Below are 18,734 nucleotides of genomic sequence, written 5' to 3'. Positions count from 1 at the left end.
TACAGGATTGATGTGGAGAAGACGAGTCCGGTGAGGGTTTGATGCTTTCTTTCCCCCTCTTCCGCTTGCGGGAGAGGATGCTCCGAAGGTGAGTGAGGGGAAAGCGAAAGGCGGCCATTGGCCGCCTTTTGTGCGTTGGTCTTTGACGGCTTCGTTCGCGCCTCTTAGATCTGAGGAATGCCTAACGCTTGCAGATAACGGAAGGTGCCATCGTAGTAGTGTGCGCTTCTTGTTGGGTCCTCGTTGCTTCCCTCTGGAATGACGATGACCATGCCTTGCCGGGCCCGTGTAAGCAGTACGCGGTAGGCATTCTTGAGATAAGCCTGACGCTCTTGCTTGTTGATCCGGTTCCAGCGAGTGCCCTTGAACTCGTGATGTGACCACGAGTCGCCGGCATGTCGCAGGTCGCCGTCCCAGACCACGCAAGCCCAATCTAGCTCCAGTCCTTGAACCTGGAACTCGGTGGCCACATCTTCAAGATAGTAGGACGAGCGCACATCGTCCTTGCCATCGAGGAACCAGCGCACCGGGTCGGTCTTGACCCGAACATCGATGGCGTGTGGCTTCAGGCGCTGCGCCTGCGATGACACCACGATGCCGAAGCGTTCACTGCCACGCGCCTGATTGCGCAGCCATTGCTTAGCGCGAGAGAGGTCCCGTGTGATACGGATGGGGTAGCGCGCTTGCATCCTGGCAAACGTCGTTCGTGCTGCATCGATCTCAAGATCGAGCACCTCCCGGACAAACCTACTGAGCGACTCAGCCCGGAACGAGCGCATGGATGTGGCGAGATGTAGGGTCGGATTGGGGTGCGTGTCGGGGCGAGCAAGCACCTGCTCCAGCACATCGCGGCTGCCGTATTCGGATTCATTGAGCTGCGGTGGCAGATGCACGTCCCACGCGGTGAAGCGCGTCAGCACTGCTTCCAGCCACTCCCGGATACCGGCTTCGCCAGTATTGATTTCCTGCCCGCCCCCCACTAGGCAGATGACGACGGCCCAATTCTGATGGCGGTCGAGGCACGAAATCAGGAACGCGGGCTCGGACTGATCAAAGTTCGGCAGCCCCCTCTTGCGTGCCATGAAGGATGCTGTCTGTTCCAGCGTCCACGCACGCTGTGCTTCGTCGAATAGCACCACGTGCTCGAGTGGCGCGGCGGGATCTTTCAGGCAGTCGTCCCGGAAGTGGTGTACGTTCTGGATGAACGCTTCGACTTCCTGTCGTGCTTCGCCCTTGCGCAATCGCGTACCAGAAGCTGCGGCGCGTTCCACGCTATCCCGTGCCAGCGCTTCCCGCAGCACGGAGACCAGTGGGCCATTGCCCGACAGGAACACGCTGTACGTGGCATCATCCTGATCCATGTGCCGGGTCGCCACGTCCAGCCCCACCAGCGTTTTGCCGGCCCCGGGGACTCCCGTAACAAAGCAGATGGCCTTTCGTCCCTGGGTCCGGGCCTGCTCAATGATCTTGTCGATTGCACGCGAAGTGACGGCTAGATTCTGGGCGCCAGCATCGCTGCGCGAAATGCTCTCGACCGAATGGCCGGCGTAGAGCGCGCGGGCGGCCTCCACAATCGAGGGTGTGGGCAGGTAGCGGCCTTGTTCCCATACTTGTGTGTCTATCTCGGGTGCTTCGAAGAAGGACAGACATTGAGTGATGGCGGAAGACAGGTCGTCGCTGCTGGCGCGGATTGGTCGCACGAGGCCATCGTCATGCAAGGTCCCTTGGACGTCGATGGTCTGCCGCGAGGCCTCCGTTGCCACTAGCAAGGGCGCGATGCACAGCCTGTGGCTGGCGTCGTGGAAGTTCTTTAGGTCGAGCGCGTAGTCCCAGACCTGGTCCAGGGCTGACACAGTGAACTGCCGCTCACCGACTTTGAACTCGATGACGAATAGAACATGTCCAGCAATGAGGATCACATCAATGCGTCGCCCCAGTCGGGGAATGGTGTACTCGAAGTAGATTTTTGCTGAGTTCGTGAGATGGGTGGATAGTTTCAGCGCCTTGAGTAAGCTGATCTGTTGTCGCCACGCATTCGTCTGGTTGAGCTCGATGGGGGCACCCGCGCACCGAACTAGCTCGCCAAGGATCTGATCCGGGCGGGCATCAATGAATTGGCGAAAGTCGTCGCTGTACGACCAGCGACGTAGTGGGGAAGGCAAGATCGGTGGGCTAGGCTGTCCCATGGGAGTTTGGTTAGATTAGCTTATCGAAGGGTATCAGCTTTGCGGCTTAATTACGGTCCCCCTGAAGCGTTTGCAGCGAAAGTCGCATGCAGTAAGACTCCCTGAAGGTACGCTGGAATGAAGTTGCTCTTTGGAGGAGTTTTATGCGTCGAGCATGTGAGTTTTCGGTGTTCGAATACATGTATCGCGACGCCGGCAACTGGAAGACGTACGGATCTATCCTGTTGATCGGTTTCGATGAATCTGCTGGAACAAAGTTGCGCGCCTTCTTGGAGAATGGTGACATTTTTGTTGCCGAGCAAGTATCAGTGCCGGCACTTTGTGAGCGCCACTGGATGGAATGCGGCGACGGGCCGAATGATTTAGACCACGCGTTCCATGAGTTCATTTGTATACGTCCTGCTGATGAGGAAGAGCTGAAATCTCTATCGCCTGAAGCTGACCTGGCTACTTTCATCGAGCGATTTCGCGAGGCAGCTGGCAGCTGGAATGTGCTTCTGTCTCCAAATAGTAGTCTTTGACCCAGTCTGGCGCGCTTTCGGAGGGTGGCAATGGCTTATCGCGCCGGCTGATTAGTTTAGATGACGGATATTCTGGTCCGGGAACGCCCGGCGTATTTATGAGTTGAGTTGCTAGAATCCCTAACGCTGGCAGGCGTCGCATCCGCCATCGCGGCGGGGCATCCCTCCACTGGAGTTCCTGCATGTCACGACCCCTCGCGCCGCCGGGCGCCTGTTCGCCGTCGCGGCCTTTCTGGAAGGATTCACCTGACCGGTCTGCTGATCGGCATGTTCCTCAAGTACGGGCCGGTGGCCAACGAACTGGGCGTGAAGATCTTCGGCCCACTGCATGGGGCCGCCTTCCTGTTGTCCTACGTGGTAGTCACCGCGCTCTCCGCGTTGCGCCTGCGCTGGCCGTGGTGGGCCACGATGCTCGTGGTGTTGGCGGCTGTGCCGCCGTTGGTGACCGTGCCGTTGGAGATATGGTTCCGGCGCATCGGCTTGCTTGGCAGCCGGTAGGATGGGTTGTGCGCAACGATACCCATCCTACGAAGCCGGCTTCAACCCAACCTGCGCTGCGGCTTGGTTGGGACTTCTGCGACTACCGCGCCCGCAACGCCATCCGCGCACCCAGCGCACACGGCACACCCACCAACAACATATGCGCGGCGATGTTGGCCCACAGCACCCAGCCCCAAGGTGCTGACTGGTTGGAGGGCGCGGCCGACAGCGGCACCACCACGTGGATCATGACCACGTACAGCACGATGCCGTAGAGCGCACCGTAAAGCACCGGCCGGCGCGCCAGCGTGGGCAGGCGCCGTGCCGCCAGGTAGTAGGCGTAGGCCATCGCGATGGTGATGGCGAAGTGCGATACGGCGCCAAGCAATGCCGTGGCCCAGCCGCCGGCCACGGCCGCGTCGTTGCCCAGCCAGCCCGATGCCACGGCCTGGAAGATGCGTTTCGGCGTGACGCCCAGCGTGCCCCACAGGGTGCAGACCCACACCATGTCCAGGGCGCCGGCGATGAGGCCACCAAGCACCACGGCGCGGTGGGGTGAAGCGGACGCATGGGACGCCATGAATCGGGCTGCCGTCATCGAAGGGTTCCCGCAGGTTGCGATGAGCGGGATTACACAGGCGTCAACGGCCCTTGGCGAGCACCGTTTCCCGTCCTTCGCAGGGAGCCAATTCACGCGAGTGGCGGATCATGGCGTCTCCGGCTTCGGGCAACGCGGCACTCCCGCCCCCACCACGCAGTGCACGCAGCATTTCTGTTCCTCCGCGGGCACGATTTCAGGCGTGGGCGGCAACGCGCCGGGCAGTTTCGCCAGCTCGTCCGCGGGCTTGAGTTTCAGCAACGCGGCCCAGTCCTGGCGGTTGAAGCTGCACGCAGCCTCGTTGTCGGGCGCGCACAGCGAGCCGTCGCCCACGCGCAGCGGCAGGCCCCAGAACTCGCCGTTGCGGTTCAGCGGCAGCATCCGCATGGTCACGCCCTGCTGCACGTTGCCGCCGATCAGGTAGGCGATGCTGTCGTTGTCCGGGTTGACGGCCACCACGATGTCGCAGTGCATGTCCAGGATGTCGTGGCCGCGGGCGGCGGCGAGCAGGCCTTCGTGCGCATAAACGCGGTTGGCATGGCGCACGTAGCAGAGCAGGTCGCCGACGGCGAGCTTCGCCTTGGCGATGTCCAGCACGTCGTAGGCATGCGTCGCCGGTTGCAGGTAGGCATCGCGCACGTAGCTGTAATGCCGGCTGGAACCGCGGAAGCCCGGCAGCGCCGCCTGCCGCATCACCCACGAGATGAACGCCGCCGACCAGGGCGTGTCGACGACGAAGGCGCGGCATGCCGTCGCGGATGGGCCCGCCAGCGCGCCGTACTGGCAATCCGACGCGCCGCTGCGGTGTCCCATGCCGCCCAGCAGGCCGCTGTCGCGCCAGTAGCGCGCCACGCGCTGCCAGGCGGATTCCTGCCCGTCCGACAACGGACTGGATTCCGCCTCCATCGTGGTCATGCTGGCCAAGCGGCCGTTGCGATCGATGAAGGGGCGGAACCACGCTGCGTGCTCGCGGCACGCGATGGCGGCGATGCGCGTGGCGGGGTCGGGCGAAGCGGTCTGCGTGCGCAGCAAGGGGCACGCATCGCCCGCCCACGTCGACGCGGAGGCCAACAGCAGCAAAGGGACCAGTCTCCATGTACGCATTGGCGCTCCCGCATGGCACTTCATTCCCCCGCCCCATGATGCCGCAAAACCGGTGGCGCGCACGACCGCAGGGTCGCATCCGCGGTGAGGCCGCTCTTGACCTCAATCGCGCTTGAGGTCGCACAGTGGCCGCCTGTCATTCCAGGAGCCCGCCATGACCGCCTCCCTTGCCGAAGCCGCGCTCTACCTGCATCGCCTGGGCTATGACCAGGCACCGCCGCCCACGCTGGCCACCTTGCGCGAACTGCAGCAGCGCCACACTGCGGTTTTCCCCTTCGAAACACTCTCCACCCTGCTTCGCCTTCCCGTGCCGATGGACTTGCCGGCGGTGCAGCACAAGCTGCTGCATGCCGGGCGTGGCGGCTACTGCTATGAACTCAACCGCGTCTTCCTGGCGCTGTTGCAGGAACTGGGATTCGATGCGCGCGGGCTGACCGGCCGCGTGGTGATGGGCGGGCCGGAGGACGCACTCACCGCACGTACCCATCTGCTGGTGCTGGTGGTCCTCGACGGTGTGCGTTATATCGCCGACGTCGGCTTCGGCGGCATGGTGCCGACCGCGCCGTTGCGGCTGGATACCGAGGATGAACAATCCACCCCGCACGAGCCGTACCGCATCACACACCGCGATGGCCGGTACAGCTTGCGCGCCTTCGTCGCCGGCGAATGGCGGGCGATGTACGTGTTCGACCTGCAACCGCAGGCCGAGATCGACTACATCGTCGGCAATTGGTACGTCAGCACGCATCCGGACTCGCCGTTCCTGGGCCAGCTGCGCGCGGCGCGCACCGGGCCGGGATGGCGCAGGACCCTCTACAACGGCAGCTTCGCCATCCATCGCATCGGCCAGGCCAGCGAGCGGCGCGCCCTGCCCGATGCCGCCGCCGTGATCGCGGTGCTGCGGGACGAATTCGGCATCCGCGTGCCGGCCCATCCCGGCCTGCATGCCGCCATCGAGGCGCGACTGGAAGCGGAGACGCCGGTCACGACGTAACCCCTGTGACGTTGCCGCCCGGCAAGGATGCGTGCGTTATCCGGAATGAAGGCGCCGGATGCGGCAGGCGGGCGGACCGACAGGGGGCGGCATCGCCACCCGCATCCGGCGGGAACATGAAGTACACATTCGAAGCCTGCTCCGGTTGTCCTTGCCGCCAGTGCGGCGAACCCTTCAGCCGGCGCCAGCGCGAAGCATGCGCACGGAGCGCCCGGCGCGGCGTCACTCCTCCCGCCGCAGCGTCGCCAGCCGCAGGAAGGCTTCGTGCTGGTAGCGGCTCATGCGCAGCTGCTGGCCGGTGTCCAGGGTGACGACGTGGTGACCGTTGAACCACGGGTGGATGGCGGTGACCCGGCGCACGTTGATGATGGCCGAGCGGTGCACGCGGGCGAAGTGGCGCGGGTCCAGCCGTGCGGCCAGCGCGGCCATCGTCTCGCGCAGCTCGTGCGCGCGGTCGGCCAGGTGGACCAGCACCGTGTTGCGGCTGGCCTTGATCCAGACGATGTCGTCCACGTCGATGAAGACCACGTGTTCGTCCACGCGTACCGGCAGGCGCTGCAGGTAGTCGTCGCGCTGCCGCAGCGAGTCCAGCGCCTGCATGATGCGCGCGGTGGTGTCGGCGTCCGCGCCGCGCGCGGCGGCCAGGCGTTGCTTGGCCCGCCGCAGCGTCTCGGCGAAGCGCTCACGGCTGAAGGGCTTGACCAGATAGTCCACCGCGTTCGCTTCGAACGCGCGCACCGCGTACTGCTCGTAGGCGGTGACGAAGATCGTCGCCGGCATCCGCTGCGCCCCGATCGTCGCCAGCACGTCCAGGCCGGTGATCGCCGGCATCTGGATGTCCAGGAACACCAGGTCCGGCGAGTGGCCGCGGATCGCTTCCACCGCCGACACGCCATCGCCGCACTCGCCGATCACTTCAACGTCCGGGTCGTCGCCCAGCAGCCGCACGATGGCGTGCCGCGCGATCGGCTCGTCGTCCACGACCAGCGCGGTCAGGCTCATGCGGGCACGTGCTCCGGCAGGTCGTCGTCGGCTTCGATTTCGCGGTAGGGCAGGCGGATGCGGCAGGCCACGCCCCGCGGGACCATCACGTCCAGGCGAAGGTCGGCGGCCTCGCCGTAGAGTTCCTTCAGCCGCAGCCGCGTGTTCGACAGGCCGATGCCGTGGCCGGAAGGGCTGCGTTCCGCGTCCAGCGCGCTGTTGCGGTTGCGCACGTCGATGCACAGCGTATCGTCCTCGCGTCGGCAGTCCACCTCGATGCAGTCTTCGCCGACGTGCCGGCCGATGCCGTGGCGGATCGCGTTCTCCACGATCGGTTGCAGCACCAGGCTGGGCACGGCGGCCTCCATCGCCTCGGGCGCGACGTAGATCTGCGTGCTCAGCCGGTCCTTGAAGCGCCGCCGCTGGATGCCCAGGTACAGGTCCAGCAGCTCGAGCTCGCGGCGCAGGCTGATCTCCTGCCCGTCGTAGTCCTCCAGGAAGGCGCGCAGCAGTTCGCTCAGGCGCAGCAGCATGTCCTCGGCCGACAGCGTGTCCTCGTCCAGCAGGGTGACGATGGCGTGCAGCGTGTTGAACAGGAAGTGCGGCTGCAACTGCGTCTTCAGTACCTGCAGGCGCGACTGCGCCAGCTCCGTCGCCAGCCGGCTGGCTTCCAGTTCGCGGCGCGCCTTCTCGGCCTGGAAATACAGCAGGTGCTGCACGGCCAGCAACGCCCAGTAGGTCAACAGGCCGATGGCCACGTACTTGCTGATGAACTGCCACAACTGCTGGCCGAAGGTGCTGGGCTCGAAGATGGCGGAGACCATCGCGCCGATCACGATCGCCAGCAGCGTCATGCCCAGGCTGGCCATCACGTGCCGGCCCAGCGCACGCAGCCGCAGCGGGAACTGGATCGGATGGCGTTCGCCGAGCCGGAACACCAGCGGCGCCAGGGCGGCCCAGGTCAGCCACTGGATCGCCGACCAGCGCAGGTAATCCGCGGGCGACCATACGTGCGCGTTGACCGCATCGTTCATGCAGCCCTGCATGGCGAACAGCACCACCACCACCGACCACAGGCCGAGGTAGCGGGACAGGCGGATCTCCATGCTGCCGAGGCGGATCTTCATCGTGGGCGCACCCATCGGGGACGGAGGCATCGTAGGCGGCGGGCCGCGCGACGGGAAGCGCCGCGTCGCGTCACTACGATTCGCCACGGCGCCACGACGATTCGTCCCGCATCCGTTGCCGGGCGCGCCGCGCGCGGGCGTGATGCCGGCACCGCCCGCGCCGCGATCCGCGCCGCACGGCGGAATCCCACCCTTGCGGAGATGCCTGCCATGCGCCCGTCCAGCGTCCTTTCCCTCGCCGTTGCCCTTCCGTTGCTGCTCGCCGCCCTGCCGCCCGCGCATGCGCAGGCCCCGATGCGGTACCTGCACCTGGTCAATCGCGCCCACGACCGCCTGGTCTCGGTGGCAGTGGCCGCGCCCGGCAGCCAGGACTTCCGTCCGCTGCCCCTGGGCGAACCGCTGCCCGGGGGTGGTGGTTCCGCGACGGTCGAGATCGCCGGCGATGCGTGCCGCTACGACGTGCGTTTCGTGTTCCGCAACGGCCGGGGAATGCTTTATCCGGACGTGGACGTGTGCCGCCACGACCGGCTGACCGTGCGCCCGTTGCCGCGCCGCGACCGTACGGATGCCGAACGCGCGCTGGTGGACGCCGCCGACCCGTCCTGAACGCAGCCGGCCGGATGCGTCGCTGCGTTATCGTGGCGGCCACCTGTTGCCGGGAGCCGCCATGGTCGCGAAGAAGACCCTTTCCACCGCACCCGACGTGGCCGCGTTGCTCGCCGATGCTGCGCTGCCGCACCGGTCCATCGTGCTGGCGCTGCGCGAGGCGATCCTGGCCACCGACGCCGCGATCGGCGAAGCGGTGAAATGGAACGCGCCCAGCTTCCACGTCGGCGGCGCGCACTTCGCCACCATGCACCTGCGTGGCACCCGGTTGCAGCTGGTCCTGCACCTTGGCGCCAGGAAACGCGCCATGCCGAAACCGGCCATCGACGACCCGCAGGGCCTGCTCGACTGGCGTGGCGAAGACCGCGCCCTGCTCGCGTTCGCCAGCGCCGACGACGTGATCGCCACGCGCGATGCCTGGCAGCCCGTGCTGCGGCAATGGATGGCGTACGTCTGAGCGTGGATCGCTTCGTCTGCGCGTCGTAGCCGCAACATCAAGACAGCGCTGTTCGCAGGGTTCTTCTCCTTCTCCCCGCAAGTGGAGAGAAGAAGAAAGCGTGATCCCTGGCCGGCCGACCACGACGATGGGCACACGTCGCGTGCGGGGGGAACGGGGATACTGCGCGTGGATGCCTGACCCCGGGAGCACCGATGAAATCTTGCGTATCCGTCTTCGTCCTGGCCATGACGCTGCTGGCGCCGGCGGTACGGGCGCAGGACGCCTGCCCCGATCGTTCCAGCTACGAACCCGCGCGCGAGATCATCGCCGACCTGGGCCGCATCGCGTCGCCCAACGGCGTGCAGGAAGCGTACGCCGCGCGCATCGGCGGCATCGACCAGTGGATCAACGTGCGCGGGCAGGATCGCGACAACCCGATGGTGCTGTTCGTGCACGGCGGCCCGGCCTCGCCGATCACGCCCACGCTGTGGCAGTTCCAGCGACCGCTCGAGGAATACTTCACCCTCGTCAACTACGACCAGCGCGGCTCCGGCAGGACCTTCGCCATCAACCCGCAGGAGGCCGTGGCCGACACGCTCCGCATCGAGCGCTACGTGGACGACGCCATCGAGATCGCCGAACATCTGCGCGCGCGATACGGCAAGCGCAAGCTGGTCCTGATGAGCCACAGCTGGGGCACGGTGGTCGGCATGCACGCAGCGCTGAAGCGGCCGGACCTGTTCCATGCCTACGTCGGCATCGGCCAGGTCGTCAACGTGCGCACCAACGAACGCGTGAGCTTCGACTACGGCCTGGCGCGGGCACGCGCGGAAGGCAACGCCGAAGCGGTGCGCGAGATGGAATCCATCGCGCCGTATCCCGGCGACCGGCCGATCACCCGCGAGCGCATCATCATCGCGCGCAAGTGGCCGCAGTTCTACGGCGGCCTGACCGCGTACCGCGACGAGTCGAAGTACTTCTACCGGGGCCCGCGCCTGTCGCCGGACTACACTGATGCCGACCGCTGCGCGATCGACGCCGGCAACGTGTTCTCGCTGGGGCGGTTGCTGGACGAATTCCTGCAGGTGGATTTCACCGGCGTGAAGCGTTTCCCGATCCCGGTGGTGATGTTCATGGGCCGCCACGACTACACCACGCCGTCGGAGCCCACGGAACAGTGGCTGCGGCAGGTGGATGCGCCGTACAAGCGCGGCGTGTGGTTCGAGCACTCCGCCCACATGATGCCATGGGAGGAACCCGGCAAGACCCTGGCCAGCCTGCTGGAGACCGTGCGGCCGCTGGCGGTCGAGGGCGATGCCGCCGCGCATTGATCGCGGCGCATCGATGTCCCGGCCGGGAATCCGGTTTGTCGGAATCCTGGGTGGTCTCGGCGTACGGGATGCGTTGCGCCGCGATGTACGCAACCGCGCGGGCAACGCCGACCGGTTCGCCGCATTGGAACAAGCGGGCCGCGTCCGACGCCATCCTCGCGGCTTGATCACGATCAACGCACCGTCACGACGCGAGGCGTACGGTGGGTCCTCCCCCACGAACAAGAGGACTTCCCATGGACAAGACGATGAAGGCTGCGGTGGTCCGCGCGTTCGGCCAGCCGCTGGCGATCGAGGAAGTGCCGGTGCCGCGCCCCGCCGCGGGCGACCTGCTGGTGAAGATCGAGGCCTGCGGCGTCTGCCACACCGACCTGCATGCGGTCGAGGGCGACTGGCCGGTGAAACCGAACCCGCCGTTCATCCCGGGCCATGAGGGTGTCGGCCACGTGGTCGCGGTCGGCGCCGGCGTCACCCACGTGAAGGAAGGCGACCGCGTCGGCATCCCGTGGCTGTATTCGGCCTGCGGCTATTGCGAGCACTGCCTGGGCGGCTGGGAGACGCTGTGCGAGCAGCAACAGAACGCCGGCTACTCGGTCAACGGCGGCTTCGCCGAATACGCGCTGGCCAACGCGGGCTATGTCGGCCATCTGCCGAAGAACATCGGCTTCATCGAGATAGCGCCCGTGCTGTGCGCCGGCGTGACCGTCTACAAGGGCCTGAAGGTCACCGACACCAAGCCCGGCAACTGGGTGGTGATCTCCGGCATCGGCGGGCTGGGCCACATGGCGGTGCAGTACGCCAGGGCGATGGGCCTGAACGTGGCGGCGGTGGACGTGGACGACGCCAAGCTGGACCTCGCCACGCGCCTGGGCGCGACGGTCACCGTCAACGCGAAGACCACCGATCCGGTGGCCTACCTGAAGAAGGAGATCGGCGGCGCCCACGGCGCGCTGGTCACCGCGGTATCGCCGAAGGCCTTCGAACAGGCCATCGGCATGGTCCGCCGCGGCGGCACCGTTTCGCTCAACGGCTTGCCGCCGGGCCAGTTCCCGCTGGACATCTTCGGCATGGTGCTCAACGGCGTGACCGTGCGCGGCTCGATCGTCGGCACCCGCCTGGACCTGCAGGAGTCGCTGGAATTCGCCGAGATGGGCAAGGTCAAGGCGACGGTGGCCACCGAGAAGCTGGAGAACATCAACGACGTGTTCGCGCGCATGCACAAGGGCCAGATCGAAGGCCGCATCGTGCTGGACATGGCGGCCTGACGCGGGCCGCGCTCGCGTTCGAGGCGGGCCTCAGCGACGAGATGGCGCCGAGATCGGTGTCGAGGACCCGTGACGCTTGCGGCTCCGGCATGGCCGTGCCGGCCTTGCAGCCGGATGACGAAGCGGGAATGCCGCATCGCCTGGCCGCAAGCAAACGGGTCGCGCCTGGCATAAAGTGAGTCCCCAAGGATTCGGAGCCGTGGCATGCGCAACCTGGATTTCAGTTCCTGGCAGACATTGCTTTCGACGCTGCTCGGGCTGGCCGTGATCACGCTGATCGGCGTCGGCATCCGCCTGATCGTCATGCAGACGATGCAACAGCGGCGCGAGCGCGAGAACCGGCAGATCAACGAGCGCCTTCGCACGCTGATCGCGGCGTACAAGACGCTGGGCGGTTCCTTCACCGGCAGCCTCGCGGTCGATCCCACCCACCTGCGCGACCTGCGCCGCCGCGGCGCGGCCAGTGCCGGGACCGGCGGCGAGGATGCGACGGAAGCGGATCATGCCGTGGCGGACCTGTCCACGCAGGGCGACCCGGCCGGCTCGGATCGTGCGCGGCGGATACGCGATGCGGTCGAGGCCGCCCTGTCCGACATCATCCTGCTCGGCACCGACGAGCAGGTCCGGCTCGCCGCGCAGGCGGCGACCGAACTGGCGGCCGGACGCCCCGTCCATACCGCCGAACTGGTCGTGTCGCTGCGCGACTTCATCCGCGACGTGCTGGACCTGGCGCCCGTGCCGGAGCAGTTGCCCATCCCCAGGCAGGGTCCGGCGCGGCCGTCGGGCTCCGGCGGCAAGGGCGGCGGAGCGAAGGACGATGCGAAGCAGGGTGGTGGCCGGGGCGGTGGCGGCGCGGGCGGCGGGATGGGGGGCGGCATGGGCGCCGGCGGAGGCCAGGCGATGGACGACGAGCGCGATTCCCATCGCTGATCGTCTCGATCTCGCACGGCCCGCGACGGGCCGGCGGCGCGCCTATTCCGTGCCGTAGCCGAAGAAGATGTCGTAGCGCTGGATGCGCCCCACCTTCGAGAAGGCCCGCTGCACGTCGGCGCGCGCCATCAACGTGCGCCAACGTTCGCGGGTGGACGCATAGGCGGGCAGGGGATCCGCTTCGCGGTACTGTTGCAGCCATGCCAGCATCTCGCCGCGGGTGCGGGGCGCGGCGAGCGCATCGGCGAGCGCCTTGGCGGCGGCATCCAGCCGGTCGCTTTCCACCAGCGCTTCGATCCAGATGGCGGCGGAGTCCGCACGGTGCTTGCGCAGGTACGCCAGCGCCCGCTTCGCCGCCGCGCGGTCGCCGGTCTGCACCGCCGCGCACAGTTCGACGTGGACCTTCACCATCCGCCCGTAGCCGCTCAGGTCCTCTGCCGGCGCGATGGCGGCCTTCGCTTCCGCGGGACGGCCCAGCTGGCACAGGAACTGCCCCAGGTTCAGCGCCTGGCTGACGTTGGGCATGCCCTGCTCGCTCATGCGGCTGGCGGCCAGCAGGTCGGCATGCGCCTCATCGATGCGGCCCAGCCGGCGCAATGCGATGGCGCGGTTGTTGAGCAGCCAGGCGTGCTGGTCCATGTCCTGGAAGGCGGGTGTGTCCCGCGGCGCCTCCCGGATGATGGCAAGCGCCTGGTCGGTCGATCGCAGGGCTTCTTCGTGCAGGCCCAGCATCAGCAGGGCGAGGCCCAGTTCCGTGCGCGCTTCCAAGAGGTTGGTGCGTTCGCTTGCCAGGACGCGCAGGTCATCGACGCGGCGCCGGGCGGCGGCCTCGACATCGAAAGCCGGAGCGTGCGGATCGACCAGCCCATCGAAACGGCGGTCCGCGCGCAGCTTCACCAGCGCCGCCGGTTCGACGACGCGGGCGATGGCGGCGCGCGCGGCGTCCCGCTCGCCGCGCTCGACGCGCAGCCGGGCCAGTTCGTACCACAGGCCGCTCAGTCCCAGCCCACGGTTGTCCCAGCCACTGTCGAACAGGGACTGCAGCAGCTCCGGGCGCGCGGGCGCGTCGTCGTCCATGCCATGGACGATGCGCAGCACCGAGGGCGTATCCACATGCTCCAGCAGGGACGGCCAGCCGTGCACGAAGCGTTGCAGGTGGCGCGCGGCGGCGGCATGGTCGCCGCGCTGCGCCTCCAGGTTGGCCAGGAAGTACCAGTCGTCCGGATTGTCCGAGCCGTTCGCGGTGGCGCGCAGCAGCAGGCGGCGCGCGCGCGGATAGTCGTCGACGCGGATGGCCATCCAGCCGGCCCGCGAGAGGATGTCGCGCTGCTCGCCGGCCGGCAGGCCGCCGAACTCGGCGTGCGCGATCACGTCGGTCAACGCGCGGTCGGCGTCGGCTTCGTCGTCGTTCTCGCCCAGGGCCATCGCGGCGTGGCGTTGCCGCTGGAAGGCGAGCGATCCGCCGGTCTTCTGCTTGCCATGCGCGCGCGGCGCGTCCTTCGAGAAAGGGCTGGCCGGCGTGGGCTGCGCATGCCGCGCGTCGTGCACGGCGGGCAGGGAGACATCCTCCTCCGCTTGCACGGGCACGGCGCCCAGCACCGCGCACAATGCGATCAATCCCTTGAGGCAGCCTTGCATCCGTCATTCCCCCGCGTGCGATGCGGCGACAGTAAGGCCGGAGCCGCACCATCGGCAAGGTGCGGGTGCGCGTCTACGCAGGGCACCCTTGTGGGAGCGACGCGAGTCGCGACGTTGCTCTCCCGATTGCGGTCGATTCGCGCCGGCATGTCGGCGCGGCTCGCACGGACTCCTATGGTGGGGAGGGAATCGCTCGGTCCTTGCCGTCGCGACTCACGTCGCTCCCACAGGGCGCAAGAACGGTCAGCGCACCGCGACCAGCCGGCGTGGCGGTACGGGGCGCTGGAACATCACGCGCTCGGGGCGGTGCAGGGCGAAGCCCTGGCCGTAGTCCACGCCCAGCGAACGCAGGGCGTCGGACAGGTGCTGGCTGCTGACCCATTCGGCGACCACCTTGAGGCCGCGCTGGTGGCCGATCTGGGCGATGGCGCTGACGATGGTGCGGCTCATCGGGTCGCTTTCCAGGTCGCGGATGAAGCTGCCGTCGATCTTGATCAGGTCCACCGGCAGGTTCTTCAGGTAACCGAAGGAGGACATGCCGGCGCCGAAATCGTCCAGCGCGATCAGGCAGCCGGCGCGGCGCAGGCGTTCGATCACGTGCACCACCTTCAGCAGGTTGCGCACGGCCACCGTTTCGGTGATCTCGAAGCACAGCTTGTGCGCCGGCACCGCGTACTCGGCGATGCGGGCGAGGATGAAATCGGCCAGGCCGTCGTCCTCGATGCTGGCGCCGGACAGGTTGATCGCGCAGGTGCCCAGCTTCCGGCCCGTCTCGTGCAGATGCGAGAAATGCGCCAGCGCGGTGCGGATCACCCAGCGGTCGATCGCCGGCATCAGGCCGTAGCGTTCGGCGGCCGGCAGGAACGCGCCCGGCAGCACGATGCCGCCGTCCTCGTCGCGCAGGCGCAGCAGCAGTTCGATGCTGGGCGCGTCGCCGCCGCCGTCCAGCGGCACGATCTGCTGGTAGTCCAGCAGCAGGCGGTCCTGCTCCATCGCCCAGCGCAGGCGGCTGGCCCATTCCATTTCGCCCCGCCGGCGCGTGGTCTCGTTGTCCTCGCGGTACACGTGCACGCGGTTGCGTCCGTTCTCCTTGGCCAGGTAGCAGGCGGTGTCGGCCCAGGCCAGCAGATCCCTCAGCGTGGCCTCGTTCTGGTCCACCACCACCACGCCGATGCTGGCGCTGACGGTGTAGGTGCGGTCCTGCCAGACGAACATCAGGCTCTCGATGGTCTCGCGCAGGCGCTCGGCCAACGCGCGCGCGCCGTCGGCGTCCACGTGGAAGGCCATCAGGCCGAATTCGTCGCCGCCCAGCCGCGCCAGCACGTCGCCGCCGCGCAGCTGCTGGCGCATCGCCAGCGCGAGCTGGGCGAGCAACTGGTCGCCGGCCATGTGGCCGGAGACGTCGTTGATCAGCTTGAACTGGTCCAGGTCGATGTAGAGCAGCGCGCAGGGATCGTTGCCGGGACGCGCCTTGCGCTCGGCCAGCGCCTGTTCGAGTCGGCGCTCGAACTCGCGGCGGTTGCACAGCTCGGTCAGTGCATCGTGCGTGGCCTGGTGGCTGAGGCGTTCGGTGAGTTCGCGCTGTTCCGAGATGTCGGTGGCCACCATCAGCAGGTGCGCATCGCCGTCCATGTCGACCCGCGCGATCGAGGCATTGGCCCAGAACGCGTCGCCGACGGGGCTTAGCAGCACGGCTTCCAGGTTGCCCCAGTCGTTGCCGACCGTGGCGGCGTCGCCGGCGCGGTGCCGCAGCAGCGGATCGGAAAACAGCGCGGCCAGCGGCAGGCCGGTGGGATCGCCCAGGCGCAGGCGCGCGGCCTGGTTGGCGTAGACGATGCGCCCGTCGCGCGTGCCGGCCAGCAGCACCAGCGCGGGCAGCAGCTCGTTGAGCGTGCGGAAGCGCATCTCGCTTTCGCGGAAGCGGTCGCTCATCTGCCGGCCCAGCGCCGTCGCGCGACGGCGGGTGGTCGTCAGCGACCAGGCCAACGCCGACAGCAACAGGCTGATGGTGACGCCGCCGGCGACGACCGCTTCCAGCCGGCCCATGTCCAGCGGCGCGGGCCGCGGCTGCATGTCGATGCGCCACTGGCGCCCGCCGAAGGCCAGCACGCGCGTCTGCACGGGCATGCCGGCGGCGATGGCAGTGCCGGAGTCGTAGAACGGTTCGGCCGTGCCGCTGCCGGTGTCGTACAGGCGCACGCGGAAGCCGTCCAGCACGGCGCCTTCCAGCGCGGTTTCCACCATCGGCTGGATGCGCATGCCGATGGCCAGCGCACCGATCTCGCGCGCGCGCCGCTGGTTGGGCGTGGCGGGCGTGGGGCCGTTGGAATAGACCGGAAGGCGCAGGGTGACGCCCAGCGGATTCTGCCCGTGCGGCGCGCCCTGGCGCAGCGTGAACGGGGCCGAGACCACCACGGTATCGGTGTCGCGCGCCTGCAGCAGCGCCGCCAGGTTGGCCTTCTGCGACACCGTGTCGAAACCCAGCAGCGTGGCATTGGGTTCGTACGGCGTGACGAACCGGTAACGATAGGAAACATGGTCCGCCAGCGGCTGTCCGGCGGGTTCGCGCCGGGCGAAGGCGACCGACGTGTAGGCGCCCTCCGGCAGCGGGCTGCGCAGGTTGGCGTGGTACTGGGCGAACTTGGCCTGGTCCATCGTGTCGCTGGACAGGAACACCGTCTGCATCGCCCGCAACGTCGAGGCGGCCTGCTCCAGTGGCACGCGCAGGCGAGCGGCGCCGGCGTCGGCCCGCGCGTGCCGCATGCGTTCGGCATGCGCGTGCAGGTCGCGCCATTCGCGGTGCGCCACCCATCCGGTCAGCAGCAGGCCGCCCAGCAGCACGGCCGCCGCCCACGCCATGGGCGGCAGGCCCCGTCGTCGGGTCGGGTCGTCGGCACGCGCCATGCGCGTATCCGACGGCGGGGTCGGGGTTGTTGCTTCCACCTGCTCTGCCTGGTGTCCTGGGTACGGGGGATGCCGGGCCGCCCGTTCCGGGCCGGGCCGGCCTTGTGACGATGCACGGTGCGTGCCGGGTCCGCGTCCATTGGCGCGAAGGCCGTTGCCGAGGCGCGCGACCGTCCCGGCCGTATGGCCGTATGGGTCACTATCGGCCTGGCGGTGGCGTTCTTGACGGCTTGCGGTACGGCCTGCGCGTCCGCCTGTGGCGGGTCATGCCAGTGGCAGGACCTGTTCGCGGACCGGGGCCGCATGCCGGGTGGGCAGGGTGGTTGCCGCCGGCGGACGTTCGCGCTCCAGCGCGCGCAGCGCCTTGTGCAGCAGCTCCAGGTCCTGCAGAGCGCCCAACTGGTCGACGAGCTGCGTGATGTGCTTGGCCGATCCGGGCAATGCTTGGGTGCCGTGCGGGAGGGCGCGCAGGCGGAGTTTCTTCATCGCGTTCAGCTGCATGCGCAGGCGCCGCGATTTGCGTCGCCAGTCGTGCAGGTCGTCGGCCTGGCCGCTGGCCAGGGCGGCATGCTGCGCGCGCTGCTGGCGCCGCGCGGATTTCTCCAATGCCCGGCGCAGGTCGGCGGCGTGCACGTTTTGCCAGGGCAATTGGCCCAGGCGCTCCGCATGGCGGTGGGCCTGCGTCTGCCGACGGGCGAAGCCGGGGTCTTTCTCCAGGGTGGACGCCAGCAGGCGCGCCTGACGCTGCGCGAGCGCGTCGACGATCAGCCGCCAGTTGGCGGCGTCTTCCGAGTCCTGGCTTTCGCGTGCGATCGATGCGGCGGTTTCCTGCACGACCTGGCCATCGCGCAGCGCCGACAATCCCTTGGCGATGCCGCGCAGCTGGCGGTCCAGCGCGCGCGCGGGCTCGCCCAGCGGGTCGCGCGCCAGCGCCAGCACGGAGCGCAGCCGGCGCACGGCCTTGCGGGCTTCGTGCACCCCGCGCGGATCCGAGGGCGCGCGCGCCAGCGATGCGGTCAGGACGGCGGCATCCTCGGCGACCAGGGCGGCCATCTGTTCGCCGGTGGCGGGGGAAGCGGCACGACGACTCATCGGAGGGTTCCGGAGCGCGGGCTGCCAGTCTAATGCCCGGGCGAGGGCGCCGCGTGGGCAACCCGGGCTTAACGCCCGCCGTTCGTCGGCTGGCCGGCGCTTGGCGCGGGCGACGTTAAAAGGTATAAATGATTTATACAATTATTGGCCGCCATGATGTCCAAGCCCCGCAAGCGCCCTGCCGATGCCGACGTCGCTGTGGGCAAGGCCGACAAGCCGCAGAAGCCCGTGCGCGACAGTTTCACCATGCCGGCCGCGGATTTCGCGCTGGTGTCGGTGCTGAAGGCGCGCGCGCTGGAAGCACGCCGGCCGGCCAAGAAGAGTGAGTTGCTGCGCGCCGGCCTGCATGCGTTGCATGGCCTGTCGCCGGCGGCGCTGGCCAAGGCGCTGGAGGCATTGGCGCCGGTCAAGGCCGGGCGCCCGAAGAAGAAGTGAACGCACGCCCGGCGTGCGTTGCCGGTACGGGTGTGCCGGCGCCTGCAATCCCGTCGTTGCCGTTCGCGGGCCGCCATGGCGGCCCGCGGTTCCTCCCCAGTCG

The 18,734-nt window shown here is 68.1% G+C and carries 16 protein-coding genes and 1 pseudogene; 9 read left to right on the top strand and 8 right to left on the bottom strand.

The features are described 5' to 3' along the window. Positions 1–164: 164 nt before the first annotated feature. Positions 165–2,162, bottom strand: coding sequence for a DUF2075 domain-containing protein (locus AAD027_RS02215; protein WP_341724373.1), 1,998 nt, complete (start codon positions 2,160–2,162; stop codon positions 165–167). A 167-nt stretch (positions 2,163–2,329) separates the two neighbouring features. Here AAD027_RS02215 and AAD027_RS02210 point away from each other — a divergent pair, with 167 nt between their 5' ends. Further along, positions 2,330–2,707 (top strand): hypothetical protein, encoded by a 378-nt coding sequence (locus AAD027_RS02210; RefSeq protein ID WP_341724372.1) that lies wholly within the window; start codon positions 2,330–2,332, stop codon positions 2,705–2,707. Between the two features lie 178 nt (positions 2,708–2,885). Next, a pseudogene (locus AAD027_RS02205) lies at positions 2,886–3,205 on the top strand (DUF3817 domain-containing protein). Between the two features lie 82 nt (positions 3,206–3,287). On the opposite strand, the gene AAD027_RS02200 reads toward AAD027_RS02205, so the two are convergent. Next, positions 3,288–3,785, bottom strand: coding sequence for a hypothetical protein (locus AAD027_RS02200; RefSeq protein ID WP_341724371.1), 498 nt, complete (start codon positions 3,783–3,785; stop codon positions 3,288–3,290). Positions 3,786–3,893: 108 nt separating this feature from the next. Continuing rightward, positions 3,894–4,889, bottom strand: coding sequence for a DUF2272 domain-containing protein (locus tag AAD027_RS02195; protein WP_341724370.1), 996 nt, complete (start codon positions 4,887–4,889; stop codon positions 3,894–3,896). Positions 4,890–5,043: 154 nt separating this feature from the next. Between AAD027_RS02195 and AAD027_RS02190 the strand changes: the two genes are divergently transcribed. Beyond that, a complete protein-coding gene (locus AAD027_RS02190) occupies positions 5,044–5,883 on the top strand; it encodes an arylamine N-acetyltransferase family protein (protein ID WP_341724369.1) in 840 nt (279 codons plus the stop codon). Between the two features lie 222 nt (positions 5,884–6,105). On the opposite strand, the gene AAD027_RS02185 is transcribed toward AAD027_RS02190, so the two are convergent. Further along, positions 6,106–6,885 carry a LytR/AlgR family response regulator transcription factor gene (locus AAD027_RS02185; RefSeq protein ID WP_341724368.1) on the bottom strand — a complete coding sequence of 260 codons (780 nt, stop codon included), beginning with the start codon at positions 6,883–6,885 and terminating at the stop codon, positions 6,106–6,108. Further along, positions 6,882–7,991: a sensor histidine kinase gene (locus tag AAD027_RS02180; protein WP_341724367.1), complete on the bottom strand. Its 1,110-nt coding sequence runs from the start codon at positions 7,989–7,991 to the stop codon at positions 6,882–6,884. The genes AAD027_RS02185 and AAD027_RS02180 overlap by 4 nt, the downstream gene beginning before the upstream one ends. Positions 7,992–8,201: 210 nt before the next feature. On the opposite strand from AAD027_RS02180, the gene AAD027_RS02175 reads away from it, so the two are divergent. From AAD027_RS02175 to AAD027_RS02155, 5 genes are all read left to right on the top strand, one after another. Next, the gene (locus AAD027_RS02175) at positions 8,202–8,597 is read left to right on the top strand and encodes a hypothetical protein (protein WP_341724366.1); all 396 of its coding nucleotides are present in this window, start codon (positions 8,202–8,204) and stop codon (positions 8,595–8,597) included. Positions 8,598–8,658: 61 nt separating this feature from the next. Further along, on the top strand, positions 8,659–9,054 hold the full coding sequence (locus AAD027_RS02170; protein ID WP_341724365.1) for a DUF1801 domain-containing protein: 396 nt from the start codon (positions 8,659–8,661) through the stop codon (positions 9,052–9,054). Positions 9,055–9,248: 194 nt separating this feature from the next. Continuing rightward, a complete protein-coding gene (locus AAD027_RS02165) occupies positions 9,249–10,367 on the top strand; it encodes an alpha/beta fold hydrolase (protein WP_341724364.1) in 1,119 nt (372 codons plus the stop codon). 236 nt (positions 10,368–10,603) lie between these two features. Further along, complete coding sequence (gene adhP, locus AAD027_RS02160; RefSeq protein ID WP_341724363.1) at positions 10,604–11,632, top strand: alcohol dehydrogenase AdhP; 1,029 nt, start codon at positions 10,604–10,606, stop codon at positions 11,630–11,632. Positions 11,633–11,836: 204 nt separating this feature from the next. Then, positions 11,837–12,562 (top strand): hypothetical protein, encoded by a 726-nt coding sequence (locus AAD027_RS02155; protein WP_341724362.1) that lies wholly within the window; start codon positions 11,837–11,839, stop codon positions 12,560–12,562. 42 nt (positions 12,563–12,604) lie between these two features. Here the strand turns inward: AAD027_RS02155 and AAD027_RS02150 are convergent, their stop codons facing one another. The 3 genes from AAD027_RS02150 to AAD027_RS02140 all read right to left on the bottom strand — a co-directional run bounded on the left by AAD027_RS02150 (position 12,605) and on the right by AAD027_RS02140 (position 18,196). Continuing rightward, positions 12,605–14,200, bottom strand: a complete 1,596-nt coding sequence (locus AAD027_RS02150; protein WP_341724361.1) for a tetratricopeptide repeat protein — start codon at positions 14,198–14,200, stop codon at positions 12,605–12,607. Between the two features lie 243 nt (positions 14,201–14,443). Continuing rightward, positions 14,444–17,104, bottom strand: coding sequence for a bifunctional diguanylate cyclase/phosphodiesterase (locus AAD027_RS02145; protein WP_341724360.1), 2,661 nt, complete (start codon positions 17,102–17,104; stop codon positions 14,444–14,446). 264 nt (positions 17,105–17,368) lie between these two features. Continuing rightward, entirely contained in the window at positions 17,369–18,196 is an 828-nt protein-coding gene (locus tag AAD027_RS02140; protein WP_341724359.1) for a CHAD domain-containing protein, read from the bottom strand. A gap of 153 nt (positions 18,197–18,349) precedes the next feature. Between AAD027_RS02140 and AAD027_RS02135 the strand changes: the two genes are divergently transcribed. Continuing rightward, on the top strand, positions 18,350–18,631 hold the full coding sequence (locus AAD027_RS02135; protein ID WP_341724358.1) for a hypothetical protein: 282 nt from the start codon (positions 18,350–18,352) through the stop codon (positions 18,629–18,631). Positions 18,632–18,734 lie beyond the last annotated feature (103 nt).

It is taken from the genome of Pseudoxanthomonas putridarboris (assembly GCF_038321125.1).
Lineage (GTDB): Bacteria > Pseudomonadota > Gammaproteobacteria > Xanthomonadales > Xanthomonadaceae > Pseudoxanthomonas_A > Pseudoxanthomonas_A putridarboris.
The sequence above is the reverse complement of the archived record's forward strand: the minus strand, read 5'-3'. Positions and strand labels throughout refer to the sequence as shown.

Coding starts and splice junctions, on each gene's coding strand:
- AAD027_RS02185 (WP_341724368.1), bottom strand. CDS start 6,885: ATGAGCCTGACCGCGCTGGTCGTGGACGACGAGCCGATCGCGCGGCAC.
- AAD027_RS02195 (WP_341724370.1), bottom strand. CDS start 4,889: ATGCGTACATGGAGACTGGTCCCTTTGCTGCTGTTGGCCTCCGCGTCG.
- AAD027_RS02140 (WP_341724359.1), bottom strand. CDS start 18,196: ATGAGTCGTCGTGCCGCTTCCCCCGCCACCGGCGAACAGATGGCCGCC.
- AAD027_RS02135 (WP_341724358.1), top strand. CDS start 18,350: ATGATGTCCAAGCCCCGCAAGCGCCCTGCCGATGCCGACGTCGCTGTG.
- AAD027_RS02180 (WP_341724367.1), bottom strand. CDS start 7,991: ATGAAGATCCGCCTCGGCAGCATGGAGATCCGCCTGTCCCGCTACCTC.
- AAD027_RS02210 (WP_341724372.1), top strand. CDS start 2,330: ATGCGTCGAGCATGTGAGTTTTCGGTGTTCGAATACATGTATCGCGAC.
- AAD027_RS02170 (WP_341724365.1), top strand. CDS start 8,659: ATGGTCGCGAAGAAGACCCTTTCCACCGCACCCGACGTGGCCGCGTTG.
- AAD027_RS02165 (WP_341724364.1), top strand. CDS start 9,249: ATGAAATCTTGCGTATCCGTCTTCGTCCTGGCCATGACGCTGCTGGCG.
- adhP (WP_341724363.1), top strand. CDS start 10,604: ATGGACAAGACGATGAAGGCTGCGGTGGTCCGCGCGTTCGGCCAGCCG.
- AAD027_RS02155 (WP_341724362.1), top strand. CDS start 11,837: ATGCGCAACCTGGATTTCAGTTCCTGGCAGACATTGCTTTCGACGCTG.
- AAD027_RS02145 (WP_341724360.1), bottom strand. CDS start 17,104: ATGGCGCGTGCCGACGACCCGACCCGACGACGGGGCCTGCCGCCCATG.
- AAD027_RS02200 (WP_341724371.1), bottom strand. CDS start 3,785: ATGACGGCAGCCCGATTCATGGCGTCCCATGCGTCCGCTTCACCCCAC.
- AAD027_RS02150 (WP_341724361.1), bottom strand. CDS start 14,200: ATGCAAGGCTGCCTCAAGGGATTGATCGCATTGTGCGCGGTGCTGGGC.
- AAD027_RS02175 (WP_341724366.1), top strand. CDS start 8,202: ATGCGCCCGTCCAGCGTCCTTTCCCTCGCCGTTGCCCTTCCGTTGCTG.
- AAD027_RS02190 (WP_341724369.1), top strand. CDS start 5,044: ATGACCGCCTCCCTTGCCGAAGCCGCGCTCTACCTGCATCGCCTGGGC.